Source organism: Blastococcus xanthinilyticus, assembly GCF_008124835.1.
Lineage (GTDB): Bacteria > Actinomycetota > Actinomycetes > Mycobacteriales > Geodermatophilaceae > Blastococcus > Blastococcus xanthinilyticus.
Genome location: NZ_VNHW01000008.1, coordinates 89,002 through 101,259, shown reverse-complemented (window position 1 = coordinate 101,259; position 12,258 = coordinate 89,002). Strand labels below are relative to the sequence as shown.

12 protein-coding genes are annotated in these 12,258 nt (G+C 76.5%); 6 read left to right on the top strand and 6 right to left on the bottom strand.

The annotated features are described in order from the left end of the window. Positions 1 to 56: 56 nt before the first annotated feature. From BD833_RS13395 to sigE, 3 genes are all read right to left on the bottom strand, one after another. On the bottom strand, positions 57 to 1,388 hold the full coding sequence (locus BD833_RS13395) for a S1C family serine protease (protein ID WP_243737650.1): 1,332 nt from the start codon (positions 1,386 to 1,388) through the stop codon (positions 57 to 59). A gap of 218 nt (positions 1,389 to 1,606) precedes the next feature. Continuing rightward, positions 1,607 to 2,173, bottom strand: a complete 567-nt coding sequence (locus tag BD833_RS13390; RefSeq protein ID WP_166533640.1) for an anti-sigma factor family protein — start codon at positions 2,171 to 2,173, stop codon at positions 1,607 to 1,609. Further along, entirely contained in the window at positions 2,170 to 2,760 is a 591-nt protein-coding gene (gene sigE, locus BD833_RS13385) for an RNA polymerase sigma factor SigE (RefSeq protein WP_166533639.1), read from the bottom strand. Before sigE ends, BD833_RS13390 begins: the two co-directional genes overlap by 4 nt. A 198-nt stretch (positions 2,761 to 2,958) precedes the next feature. Here sigE and BD833_RS13380 point away from each other — a divergent pair, with 198 nt between their 5' ends. Beyond that, positions 2,959 to 3,618 carry an O-methyltransferase gene (locus BD833_RS13380; protein WP_243737649.1) on the top strand — a complete coding sequence of 220 codons (660 nt, stop codon included), beginning with the start codon at positions 2,959 to 2,961 and terminating at the stop codon, positions 3,616 to 3,618. A 75-nt stretch (positions 3,619 to 3,693) separates the two neighbouring features. Here BD833_RS13380 and glgC read toward each other — a convergent pair whose 3' ends face one another. Continuing rightward, a complete protein-coding gene (gene glgC / locus BD833_RS13375) occupies positions 3,694 to 4,914 on the bottom strand; it encodes a glucose-1-phosphate adenylyltransferase (RefSeq protein ID WP_166533637.1) in 1,221 nt (406 codons plus the stop codon). 72 nt (positions 4,915 to 4,986) lie between these two features. Between glgC and glgA the strand changes: the two genes are divergently transcribed. The 4 genes from glgA (at position 4,987) to BD833_RS13355 (ending at position 9,283) form a co-directional block, all read left to right on the top strand. Further along, positions 4,987 to 6,159, top strand: coding sequence for a glycogen synthase (gene glgA / locus BD833_RS13370; protein ID WP_166533636.1), 1,173 nt, complete (start codon positions 4,987 to 4,989; stop codon positions 6,157 to 6,159). Positions 6,160 to 6,391: 232 nt separating this feature from the next. Beyond that, entirely contained in the window at positions 6,392 to 7,378 is a 987-nt protein-coding gene (locus tag BD833_RS13365) for an ABC transporter substrate-binding protein (RefSeq protein ID WP_243737648.1), read from the top strand. Positions 7,379 to 7,391: 13 nt separating this feature from the next. Then, on the top strand, positions 7,392 to 8,474 hold the full coding sequence (locus tag BD833_RS13360; RefSeq protein WP_243737647.1) for a FecCD family ABC transporter permease: 1,083 nt from the start codon (positions 7,392 to 7,394) through the stop codon (positions 8,472 to 8,474). Next, the gene (locus BD833_RS13355) at positions 8,471 to 9,283 is read left to right on the top strand and encodes an ABC transporter ATP-binding protein (protein ID WP_166533635.1); all 813 of its coding nucleotides are present in this window, start codon (positions 8,471 to 8,473) and stop codon (positions 9,281 to 9,283) included. Before BD833_RS13360 ends, BD833_RS13355 begins: the two co-directional genes overlap by 4 nt. A 212-nt stretch (positions 9,284 to 9,495) precedes the next feature. Here BD833_RS13355 and BD833_RS13350 read toward each other — a convergent pair whose 3' ends face one another. Beyond that, the gene (locus BD833_RS13350; protein ID WP_166533634.1) at positions 9,496 to 10,344 is read right to left on the bottom strand and encodes a 5-oxoprolinase subunit C family protein; all 849 of its coding nucleotides are present in this window, start codon (positions 10,342 to 10,344) and stop codon (positions 9,496 to 9,498) included. Then, positions 10,345 to 10,974 (bottom strand): 5-oxoprolinase subunit B family protein, encoded by a 630-nt coding sequence (locus BD833_RS13345; protein WP_243737646.1) that lies wholly within the window; start codon positions 10,972 to 10,974, stop codon positions 10,345 to 10,347. 157 nt (positions 10,975 to 11,131) lie between these two features. Here BD833_RS13345 and BD833_RS13340 point away from each other — a divergent pair, with 157 nt between their 5' ends. After that, positions 11,132 to 12,187: a hypothetical protein gene (locus BD833_RS13340; RefSeq protein WP_166533633.1), complete on the top strand. Its 1,056-nt coding sequence runs from the start codon at positions 11,132 to 11,134 to the stop codon at positions 12,185 to 12,187. The last annotated feature ends 71 nt before the right edge of the window (positions 12,188 to 12,258 follow it).

Genomic DNA, 12,258 nt, shown 5'->3' with positions numbered 1-12,258 from the left:
CCCCGCGCCACGGAGCCGGGACCCAGCGTAGGTGGGCCGGGTGAACGCCAGGCGAACTAGGCCGCGCCGAGCGTCGCCTGCACCGTCCGGGAGCTGCCACCGCGGACGACCTCGAGCACGACGTCCTCACCCGGCTGCCGGGCGTCGACGGCCACGGCGAGCTCCTCGGAGCTGCCGACCGGGGTGTCGTCGACGGCGATGATGATGTCCTCCTCGCGGATGCCGGCCTGCGCGGCCGCGCCGCCCGGCTCCACGTTCACCACGAGCGCGCCGTCGCGGGTGCCGTCGGTGACCGACCGGGCGTTCACCCCGAGGGTGGCGTGCACGGCCGACCCCGTGGAGATCAGCTGCTCGGAGATCCGCTTGACGGTGTCGATCGGGATGGCGAAGCCCAGGCCGATCGAGCCCCCCGCCCCGGTGGAGGCGATCGCGGTGTTGATGCCGACGAGCGCGCCGCTGGCGTCGACCAGCGCGCCGCCGGAGTTGCCCGGGTTGATCGGCGCGTCGGTCTGCACCGCGCTGATGACCGCGTTGGTGTCGGTGCCGGCGCCGGACAGCCGGACCGGCCGCTCCAACGCGCTGACGATGCCGCTGGTGACGGTGCCGGCCAGCCCCAGGGGCGAGCCGACGGCGACCACCGGGTCGCCGACGACGATGCCGTCGGAGCGGCCGAGGGTGGCGGTGACCAGACCGGGCTTCTCCACCTTGATGACGGCGAGGTCGCTGGCCGGGTCGCGGCCGACGATGCGGGCCGCCGAGCCGCTGCCGTCGGAGAACACGGCCCGGATCTCGGCGCCCTCGACGCCGTCGGCGCCGGAGACCACGTGGTTGTTGGTGACGATGTAGCCGTTCTCGCCGTCGATCACGACGCCGGACCCGGTGGCCCCGCCCTGGCCCACGCGGACCTCGATCGAGACCACTGTGGGGAGCACGGCGTCGGCGATGTCGGAGACCGACCCCGGTTCGCGGGTGACGCCCGGCTCGACCTGCGAGAGCGTCGCTTCCGGGGTGAACAGCGGGGTCTCGTCGGCGGTGCGGGTGAGGTACCAGCCGACGCCCCCGCCGACGGCGCCGACCGCGAGCACGCCGATGACCACGAGGGTGGCCAGCCGCACCGAGACGTCGCGCAGCCGCACCTTGCGCCGGCCCTGCGGGTCGATCACGAGCGGACCGGGCGCGTCCTCCTCGTCGTACACCGCGGGAGCGCCCAGCCCGGCCGGGGACGACGGATCGCGCCACGGGTCGCTGGTCGCATCGGCCTTCCACCACGGCCCGCTGGCCGTCCGCCGGGCGCCGGGCCGGCCACCCGGCGGGGGCTGCAGGCCACCACGACCGGGAGCCGGCGGACCGAAGGCCCGCAGCAGCGCCTCGGGGGGCGGGGGCGGCACCGGGCGCGGCGGCAGCGCGGGCCGCCCGTCGGCGAAGCCACCGTCGACGCGGTCGGGGCGACCGAACGCGCCCGCCTGGGCCGGGGTGGCCTCCGGCGCCGCGGCCGGCCGGGGGGCGAGCCGCTCGGCGGTCGTGTCGTCGAACCCACCGGACCGGCCCGCGGGGCGCGCGAAGGCGGCGTCCCCGGTACCGGTGCGGTCGTCGTCGCGGGGCTCGCTCAGGGGGTACCGCCCGGGGAGCCGGCGTCGGGTGAGGTGTCGACGGTGATCGTCCGGACCACCGGCGGGACCACCTCGGTGTGCTGCTGGGGCCGCGCGGTGCCCGCCGTCGTCCTGTCGTCCGTGCCGGGGGGCAGGGTGAGCGCCAGCGCGGTGACGCCGGCGCCGAGCCCGGCCAGCGTGCCGGCCACCCCGCGGCGGAACCAGCGGCTCCCGGAGCCCCCGCGGCGGTGCGCCCCCTCGGTCAGGTCGACCGACCACGAGCCGGAGGCGCCGGTGATGGTGAGCTCGCCGGCGCCCGCGCTGATCGATCCGCTGCCGTCGCCGGAGCCGGGGACCGGGGCGGTGAACGGGATGGCGCAGAGCCGCGACATCAGGTCGCCGGGCATGCAGACGTCCGCGGAGCCGTGGAGGGCGTCCTTCGCCTCCCGCTGCGCCTCCACCGCCATGCGGCAGGACGCGCAGCCGGCGAGGTGCCGGGCCGCCCGGCCGGCGGGGCCGGCCGGCAGCTCGCCGTCGACCAGCGCGGCGATCGCCTCCTGCGCCAGGTGGCTCTCCGGGATCACGCCGGCACCTCCCCCTGTGCGGTCGGCCGGCGCGGTGCCAGGTGGGCCAGCGCCTCGCGCAGCTGCACCCGGCCGCGGTGGATGCGGCTGCGCACGGTGCCCAGCTTGATGCCGAGGGTCGCCGCGATCTCCTCGTAGGTGAGTCCCTCGATGTCGCAGAGGACCACCGCCACCCGGAACTCCGGGGACAGCGCGTCCAGCGCGGCCTGCACCTGCGGGTCGAGGTGGGTGTCGGCGTAGACCTGCTCGGGGCTCGGCGCGCGGCCGGGCAGGCGCTCGGTGTCCTCGGGCAGCGCGTCGAACCGGATCCGCTGCCGCCTGCGGACCATGTCGAGGAACAGGTTCGTGGTGATCCGGTGCAGCCAGCCCTCGAACGTGCCCGGCGAGTAGTCGGCGAGCGAGCGGAAGACCCGGACGAAGGTCTCCTGCGTCAGGTCCTCGGCGTCCTGCGGGTTGCCCGACAGCCGATAGGCCAGCCGGTACACCCGGGCGGAGTGGTCGCGCACGACCTGCTCCCAGGAGGGCGCCACCCAGCCGTCGGCGCCCGCCGCTGCGCTGGCGGGCTGCACGGGAGTGGCCTCGGACACGTCACCAGGATCGCAGACGGGCGCGGGCACGACTGCCCCGGCGTCGGCGGAGGGGGCGGGCACGGCTCGCTTCAGGCGCACACCACGATCAACGGACGACCGGCACACCCGTGTTCCCGGGCACCGCGTCTCCCAGGAGACCCACAGGTTCGCCGCCCGCGCGGCCTCCGGCGGCCCGGCCACTACCCTCGGCCGGTGATGAGCGCCGAGCAGCCGCCGCCCGGGGGCGGCACCGAGCAGGGCGCCGCCTACGCCGACCGGTTCGCCGCGGAGTCACCGGAGATGGGCGCGGCCCGGCAGCGGGCGTCCGCCCTCGCCGGGTCGAGGCCGGTCGAGCCACCCGTGGGCGCCACCCTCGCCGTGCTGGCCGCCACGACGGGCGCCCGCTCGGTCGTGTCCATCGGCAGCGGTGGCGGGCTGGCTGCCCTGTGGCTGCTGCGCGGCATGCGGCCCGACGGCGTGCTCACCGCCCTGGACGGCGACCCGGAGCAGCTGCGCGCCGCCCGCGCGGCGCTCGCCGAGGCACGGGTGCCCGCCAGCCGGGCCCGGCTGATCTTCGGGACGCCGGGCGAGGTGCTCCCCCGGCTCTCCCCGGGCGGGTACGACATGGTCTGCTGCGCCGGCCCGCCGCGGGAGTACGCCGAACACCTCGCGGCGCTGCTGGCGCTGGTCCGGGTGGGCGGCACGCTCACCTGCCACGGGCTGCTCGAGGGCGGCCGCGTCGCCGACCGGACGGCGCGGGACCCCCAGACGGTGGCGTGGCGGGAGATCGCCCGCACGATCCGGGACGAGGAGACCCTGCTGTCGGCCGTGCTCCCGATGGGCAGCGGCCTGCTGGTCGCGACGAAGCGCGCCTGATCCCCGAGGCATAGGAAGCTGTGCCTACGTCTGACCTGCGGAAACCGTAGGGAGAGCTCTGTGCCCGGGGACAGCTCACTGGAAGGCGCGGGTGCCCTTGCCGACGACGGTGATCCCCCCGGCGCTCACGTGGTAGCGCTCCCGGTCCAGGTCGTGGTCGAACCCGATCCGCGCGCCGGCGGGGACGACGACGTTCTTGTCCAGGATCGCCCGGCGCACCTGCGCGCCCTCGCCGACGTACGCCCCGTCCATGATGACGCTCTGCTCGATGCGGGCACCGCGCTCCACCCGCACCCCGGGTGAGATGACCGACCCGTGCACCGCGCCGCCGCCGATGATGGCCCCGGCGCTGACCATCGACTCCTCCGCGCGGCCGCCGAGCACGAACTTCGCCGGCGGCTGCTGCGGCGGCAGGGTGAGGATCGGCCAGCGGTCGTTGTAGAGGTTGAACACCGGGGTCACCGACACCAGGTCCATGTGCGCGTCGTAGTAGGCGTCGATCGTCCCGACGTCCCGCCAGTAGCCGTGGTCGCGCTCGGTCGCGCCGGGGACCACGTTGGTGGAGAAGTCGTAGACGAAGGCCTCACCGGCGTCGGCGAGCATCGGCATGATCGAGCCGCCCATGTCGTGGACGGAGTCCTCGTCCTCGGCGTCGGTGCGCAGCGCCTCGAGCAGGGCGTCGGTGGTGAACACGTAGTTGCCCATGGAGGCGAAGCTCTCCTCGGGCGAGTCCGGCAGGCCGGGCGGGTCCGCGGGCTTCTCCAGGAAGCCGAGCACCTTCCCCTCGGCGTCGGAGTCGATCACGCCGAACTCCGTCGCCTCCCGGCGCGGCACCCGCAGCCCGGCGATGGTCACGCCGGCGCCGGTCTGCAGGTGCTGGTCGATCATCTGCGCCGGGTCCATGCGGTAGACGTGGTCGGCGCCGAAGACCACCACGATCTCGGGCCGCTCGTCGTAGATGAGGTTGAGGCTCTGGAAGATCGCGTCGGCGCTGCCGGTGTACCAGCGCGGGCCGAGCCGCTGCTGGGCCGGGACCGGGGTGATGTAGTTGCCGAGCAGCTGGGACATCCGCCAGGTCTGGGTGATGTGCCGGTCGAGGCTGTGGCTCTTGTACTGGGTGAGGACGGCGATCTGCCGGACGTCGCCGTTGACCAGGTTCGAGAGCACGAAGTCGATGAGCCGGTAGTTGCCCCCGAAGGGGACTGCCGGCTTCGCGCGGTCCCGGGTCAGCGGCGACAGCCGCTTCCCCTCACCGCCCGCCAGGACGATGCCGAGCACCCGAGGACCGCCGCGCATGCAGGCACCGTATCCGCTGCTGGGAACGGTGGCGCTCTGCGTGCGCCGCATCCGCCCCCCTAGGGTGACGGCGTGCACATCGGGATCGTCACGCGCGAGTGGCCGCCGGACGTCTACGGCGGCGCGGGGGTGCACGTCGAGCACCTCGTCGCGGCCCTGCGCGCGCTGCCCGACGGGCCGGAGATCGACGTCCACTGCTTCGGGGGCGAGCGGGACGACGCCACCGCGCACCCCGTCCCCGCCGGCCTCACCGGGGCCAACGGCGCGCTGCAGGCCCTCGGCGTGGACGTCGAGATCGCCTCGGCGCTCGCCGGCGCCGACCTCGTGCACAGCCACACCTGGTACGCCAACACCGCCGGGCTGCTGGCCGGGCTGGTGCACGGCATCCCGCACGTGGTGACCGCGCACTCGCTGGAGCCGCGCCGGCCGTGGAAGGCCGAGCAGCTGGGTGGCGGCTACCGGCTCTCCTCCTGGGCGGAACGGACGGCGTACCTCGCCGCCGACGCGGTGATCGCGGTGAGCCGCGGCATGCGCGCCGACGTCCTCGACGCCTATCCCGAGCTCGACCCCGCCCGCGTGCACGTCGTGGGCAACGGCGTCGACGCGCAGGCCTACCGCCCGGTGCACGACCCCGACGTCGTCCGCTCCCTCGGGGTGGACCCCGACCGGCCGTACGCGCTGTTCGTCGGGCGGATCACCCGGCAGAAGGGCGTGGGGCACCTGCTGCGCGCGGCCGAGCAGCTGCCCGCCGACGCCGGCCTGGTGCTCTGCGCGGGCGCGGCCGACACCCCCGCCGAGCGCCAGCAGGTCGCCGATGCGGTGGCCGAGCTGCAGCAGCGGCGCAGCGGCGTGGTGTGGATCGAGGAGATGCTGCCCCGGGAGAAGCTGGTCCCGCTGATCACCGGCGCGACCGTGTTCGTCGTCCCGTCGGTGTACGAGCCGCTCGGCATCGTCAATCTCGAGGCGGCCGCCTGCGGCACCGCCGTGGTGGCCAGCGCCGTCGGCGGCATCCCGGAGGTCGTCGACGACGGCCGGACCGGGCTGCTGGTGCCCTACGACGAGGCCGACCCGGCGGGCTTCGCGGCCGGGCTGGCGGCGCGCACCGGTGAGCTGCTGGCCGATCCGGGGCGCGCCGCCGCCATGGGTGCCGCCGGTCGGGAACGGGTGGTCGCCGAGTTCGGCTGGGCCGCGATCGCCCGGCAGACCGTCGAGGTCTACGAGGCCGTGCTGGCCGCCCGCTCCTGAGGCCGCTGGTACCTTTCTGCCCGCCGGTGTCTGCCGGCGGCGCAGCAGCAGCGAAGTCCGGTGCGATGCCGGCGCTGTCCCGCAACTGTGGTGGCCCCCTGGTCCGCGAACCGGGTGACCCGAGCCAGATCGCCTGCCCTGCGTCATGCAACCGACCCTCGCGGCAGGGGTCGCGCATCGGGCGTCGGGTCAGCTCGGAGGCGACCCTTCCCGCCTCCTCTGGAGGCCTTCCTTGTCCGGCTCTTCCCCCCGTGCGGCGCGGTCGACGTCGCGCGCCCCGCGGCGGCTCTCCCCCGCCGCCCTCCTGGCCCTCCTGACCGCGCTGCTGCTGGCGCTCACCGGCTGCGGCGGGTCGGACGCGTCCGACGACGGCGCCGCGGCCCCGTCGCCCTCCCCCGAGGCCGGCGCCTTCCCGGTGACGGTGACCGGGGCCAACGGCGAGGTCACCCTCGACGAGCGCCCGGAGGCCATCGTCTCCCTGTCGCCCACGGCCACCGAGATGCTGTTCGCCATCGGCGCCGGCGACCAGGTGGAGGCCGTCGACGACAACTCGAACTTCCCGGAGGAGGCGCCGACCACCGACCTGTCGGCGTTCACCCCCAACGCCGAGGCGATCGCCGGGTACGACCCCGACCTGGTGGTGCTGAGCAACGACCAGAACGGCATCGTCGACGCGCTCGAGGCCCTGTCGGTCCCGACCCTGCTGCTGCCGGCCGCCGAGACCCTCGACGACACCTACGCGCAGCTGGACACCCTCGGCGAGGCGACCGGCCATCCCGAGGAGGCCGGTGAGGTCGCCGCCGAGGTGCAGGACCGGATCGCCGCGGCCGTCGCCTCCGTGCCGGCCGAGGTGGAGGGCACGAGCGTCTACCACGAGCTCGGCCCGGAGCTGTACTCGGCGACGAGCGGCACCTTCATCGGCAGCATCTACAGCATGTTCGGGCTGGAGAACATCGCCGACGCCGCCCCCGACGCGGCCGGCGGCTACCCGCAGCTGTCGGCGGAGTACATCGCCGGGCAGGCGCCGGAGCTGATCGTGCTCGCCGACACGGTCTGCTGCGAGCAGTCCGCGGCGACCGTCGCCGAGCGGCCCGCGTTCGACACGCTGCCGGCCGTGCAGGAGGGCCGGATCCTCGAGGCGAACGACGACATCGCCTCCCGCTGGGGTCCGCGGATCGCCGACTTCGCGGAGTCGGTCGCCGAGACGCTGCAGGGCTGAGAGCAGCCCTCCGGTGACGACGACGGCGCCCCGGGCGCGCGCGGGCACGGCCCGGTCCCGCGGCCGGCGCGGCTCCGTCGCGGCCTTCGCGGGGGCGGGCCTGGTGCTCGTGCTCGCGATGCTGGCCGGGGTCGGGGTGGGCGCGCTCCCGCTCCCCCCGGGCGCCGTCGTCGTCACCCTGCTCGACCTGCTGGTGCGGCCGTTCGGCGGCAGCGTCCCCGGCGCCCTGGAGGGCGCGCAGGCGGCGGTGCTGCTGGAGCTGCGCCTGCCCCGCGTCCTGATGGCGGCGCTGGTGGGTGCCGGGCTGGCGATCGCCGGCGCCGGGTACCAGGGCGTGTTCCGCAACCCGCTGGCCGACCCCTACCTGCTCGGCGCGGCGGCCGGCGCGGGGCTGGGCGCCACGCTGGTCATCGCCTACTCCCCCGTGCAGTCGGTGGGCCCGGTCGGGGTCGTGCCGCTGGCCGCCTTCGCCGGCGCGCTGGTCGGGGTCGGCTGCGCCCTGGCCCTGGGCTCGGTGGCCGGCGGTTCGCACAGCCCGACGCTGCTGCTCGCGGGCATCGCGGTCGCCGCCTTCCTGGCCGCGGCCCAGACGCTGGTCCAGCAGCAGAACACCGAGGACCTGCGCGAGATCTACAGCTGGCTGCTGGGCCAGCTGGGCAGCTCCCAGTGGTCCGACGTCACCCTCGTGCTGCCCTACCTGGGGACGGCCGCCCTGGTGCTGCTGCTGTGCGGCCGGGCCCTCGACGTCCTGGCGGTCGGGGACGACGAGGCCAGCTCCCTGGGCGTGCACCCCGGCCGGCTGCGGCTGCTGGTCATCCTGGCCGCCTCGCTGGCCACCGCCGCCGCGGTGGCGGTGAGCGGCCTGATCGGCTTCGTCGGGCTGGTCGTGCCGCACATCGTGCGGCGCCTCGTCGGCGGCTCGCACGTCCGGGTGCTGCCGATGTCGCTGCTGGTCGGCGGCGCCTTCCTCGTGCTCAGCGACCTCGTCGCGCGGGTGCTCCTGGCGCCCGCGGAGCTGCCGATCGGCGTGGTCACCGCCTTCATCGGGGCGCCGTTCTTCGCCGGCCTGCTCTGGGCCGGGGCGCGGCGCCGATGAGCCGCCGGAGCGCACCGCGGCCGGGCGGCACCGGGGGCGGCGCCCGGGTGGAGGTGCTCGGGCTGACCGCCGGGTACGGCCGCACCCAGGTGCTGGACGCGGTGCGGCTCACCGTGGAGCCGGGCGGCTGGCTGGCCGTCATCGGCCCCAACGGCTCCGGCAAGTCGACGCTGCTGCGGTCGGTCCTGGGCTTCCACCCGCACGAGGGCCAGGTGCGCCTGGACGGCGTCCCCACCACCGGCATGCACCGCCGCGACCGGGCGCGGGCCATGGCCTACGCCCCGCAGACGCCGGTCCTCCCCGAGGGCGTGACCGCCCGCGACTACGTCACCCTCGGGCGGACGCCGCACCGGCCCCTGCTGGCCGCGCCGCGCGAGGCGGACCGCCGGGTGGTGGCCGACGTGCTCGACCGGCTCGGGCTGGGCTCCATGGCCGGGCGGCCGCTGAGCACCCTCTCCGGCGGCGAGCAGCAGCGCGCGGTGCTCGCCCGGGCGCTGGCCCAGCAGCCGCGGGTGCTGCTCCTCGACGAGCCGACCGCGGCGCTCGACCTCGGCCACGCCCAGCAGGTGCTCGACCTCGTCGACGTGCTGCGCCGCCAGGACGGCCTCACGGTGATCAGCACGCTGCACGACCTCACGCTCGCCGGCCAGTACGCCGACCGGCTGGCGCTGCTCTCCGGCGGCCGGGTCGCCGCCGAGGGCCCGCCCGCCGAGGTGCTGACCGCGGAGGCGCTGAGCCGGCACTACGGAGCGCGCGCGGAGGTGGTGGCCGGCCCCTCCGGTCCGGCGGTCCTCCCCGTGAGGGACTGAGGCGATGACACGGCGATCCTCCGGATCGCACCGCGGCCAACGGCCGTCCCCAGTCATGCGGAGCCGATTCGTCGTCCCTGCGCGGACCCCTCCGGGGCCATGGCACTGCGGTCCTCCGGATCGCACCGCGGCCAACGGCCGTCCCCAGTCATGCGGAGCCGATTCGTCGTCCCTGCGCGGACCCCTCCGGGGCCCACTCGGGACGACCGGGATCAGGCGGCGCGGAACCGCACGACGTCTCCCGGCCGCAGCTGGGCGGCGGCCGGGAGGTCGGCGCTGACCACCACGGCGAGGACCGGGTAGCCGCCGGTGACCGGGTGGTCGGCGAGGAAGAGCACCGGGGCCCCGTCCGGCGGCACCTGGACGGCGCCGGGAACCAGTCCCTCGCTGGGCAGCTCGCCCTCCCTCGCCCGGTCCAGCCGGGGGCCGGCCAGCCGCAGCCCGATCCGGTCGCTGTCCGGGCGCACCTGCCACTCCGCCCGGAGCAGGGCCGCCCAGGCGTCCTCGGCCAGCCAGTTCCGCCGCGGCCCGGAAAGGACCCGCAGCACCGGCCGGTCGGACGGGACGCCGACCGGCGCGACGTCGACGAACGGCTCCGCACCGGCCTCCGTGCCGATCGGCAGCCGCGCCCCGGCGGCCAGCGGCGCCGGCCCCAGGCCGGACAGCGTGTCGGTGCTGCGCGACCCCAGTACCGGCGGGACGTCGATGCCGCCGCGCACGGCGAGGTAGCTGCGCAGCCCGGCCGGCGGCGTCCCGAGCCCCAGCACCGAACCCGCGGGCAGGGTCGTCGGGGCGGCGAAGGGCGCCGGCCGGCCGTCGACCGTGACCGGGGCCGGGACACCGGCCACGGCCACCAGCACCGTCCGCCCGGCGCGGACCCGCAGCCCCCCGGCGGTCGCCTCCAGGACCGCCGCGGCAGGCCGGTTGTCCACCAGCCGGTTCGCCAGCCCGGCCGCGGCCCGGTCGGCCGCGCCGGAGCGGGGCACCCCGATCGACGCCCAGCCGGTGCGGCCGGCGTCCTGCACGGTGCAGAACGGCCCGGGCGTCAGGACGGTGAGCACTCAGCCCACCGCCCGCAGCCGGACCGCCGTGCCGGGCGAGAGCAGCGCCGGTGGGTCGCGGTCGACGTCGAAGAGCACCGCGGCGGTCCGGCCGACCAGCTGCCAGCCGCCCGGCGAGGCCCGCGGGTAGACCCCGGCGTAGGGGCCGGCGAGCCCGACCGCGCCGGCCGGCACCCGGGTGCGCGGGGTCGCGCGGCGCGGCACGTGCAGCTCCGGCGGCAGCCCGGTCAGGTAGCCGAAGCCGGGGGCGAAGCCGCCGAAGGCGACGGTGAGCCGGGCGCCGGTGAGCCCGGCGACGACGGCGTCGGCGGAGCGGCCGGTGCGCTCGGCCACCTCGTCGAGATCGGGGCCGTCGAAGACCACCGCCAGCTCCACCGCCGCGGCAGCACCGCCGGCCGCCGGAGCGGCGGGCACCAGCCGGCGCAGCGCGGCCAGGTCGAGGTCGGTGGGCGGCCGGTCGAGGACCACGAGCAGCGTGCGCGCCGCCGGGACGAGATCCACCTGACCGGCGAGCGGGGTGGCCAGCAGCGCGGCCCGCAGCCCCGCGAGCGCCTCGGCGCCCGCCACCTCGAGCAGCACCGCGCGGTCGCCGTACGGCACCGCGCGCACCCCTGCGCTCCCCTCGTCCACCGGCCCATGATCGGGTACAGAAGAGCCGTGCGGCGGCCCGGTGCCCGGCGGCGCGGGGCGGCTGGAATGCTGGACCGTCGTGACCTCGACGCCGCCCGCGGACGCCGGACCCCGTGCGACCGCCCCGGCCGGCGCCGGCGCTGCGCCGGAGCAGCCCGTGCCCGTGGTCGTGGTGGGGCTGGTGGCGGCTCCCGGCGCACCGGCCGAGCTGGCCGCGGGCCTGGCGACCGAGCTCGCCGCCGAGCTGACCGCCCGGCACCCGGAGGTCGGCTGGCAGGTGCCGGTGGTCGAGGACGGCCTGGTGCAGCCACCGGCCGACGACGCCGAGCTGGTCGGCGCCACCCGCGAGCGGTTGCTGCAGGCCGACTGGGACCTGGCGCTCTGCTTCACCGACGTCCCACTGGAGGTGGCCCGTCGCCCGGTCACCGGCCACGCCAGCCCCCTGCACGGCGTCGGCGTCCTCTCCCTGCCCGCCCTCGGCGCCGTGGGCCGCCGCCGGCGCGCGCTGGAGACCGCGGTCGGCCTGGTGCAGGCGCTGGTGAGCGACGGCGACGACGACCCCGACGACCCCGGCGACCGGGCCGCGCTCGGCGCCCGCCTGCGGCAGCTGGCCACCGATCCGGCCGACTCCGCCGACGGGGTCCGGTTCACCGCGCGGGTGCTCTCGGGCAACCTGCGGCTGCTCGGCGGGATGGTGCGGGCCAACCGGCCGTGGCGGCTGGCCGTCCGGCTCTCGCGGGCCCTCACCGCGGCGATCGCCGCCGGCGTCTTCGCCCTGGTGACCGCCGACATCTGGCGGCTGGCCGACGCCTTCGGGTGGCTGCGCCTGCTGCTGGTCGGCATCGGATCGGTGGTCGCGATCGCGGTCACGCTCATCGTCGGGGCCGACATGTGGGAGCGGCCCCGGCAGCCGCGGGTGCGCAAGCAGGTGGTGCTGTTCAACATCGCCACGGCCGCGACCGTGGCCATCGGGGTGCTGTCGCTGTACCTCGCGCTCTTCGTGCTGGCCCTGCTGGGTGGCCTGCTGCTCGTGGTCGAACCGCTCTTCGCCGAGGGGCTCGGGCACCCGGCGTCGCTGGCGGACTACCTGGAGCTGGCCTGGCTGACCAGCTCGCTGGCGACCGTGGGCGGTGCGCTGGGCGCGGGGCTGGAGACCGACGAGGCGGTCCGCGAGGCCGCCTACACCTACCGACCGGACCGCTCGCCCGGCTGAACCGCACGCGGGCCGGAGGAGGGACGCGCCGGCCCGGGATGAGGACTGCCACGTCCGGGCACACAATCGGG

What these genes read in the sequence shown, in the direction of transcription:
- BD833_RS13380 (WP_243737649.1), top strand. Translation starts at nt 2,959, where the DNA reads ATGAGCGCCGAGCAGCCGCCGCCCGGGGGCGGCACCGAGCAGGGCGCC.
- glgC (WP_166533637.1), bottom strand. Translation starts at nt 4,914, where the DNA reads ATGCGCGGCGGTCCTCGGGTGCTCGGCATCGTCCTGGCGGGCGGTGAG.
- BD833_RS13355 (WP_166533635.1), top strand. Translation starts at nt 8,471, where the DNA reads ATGAGCCGCCGGAGCGCACCGCGGCCGGGCGGCACCGGGGGCGGCGCC.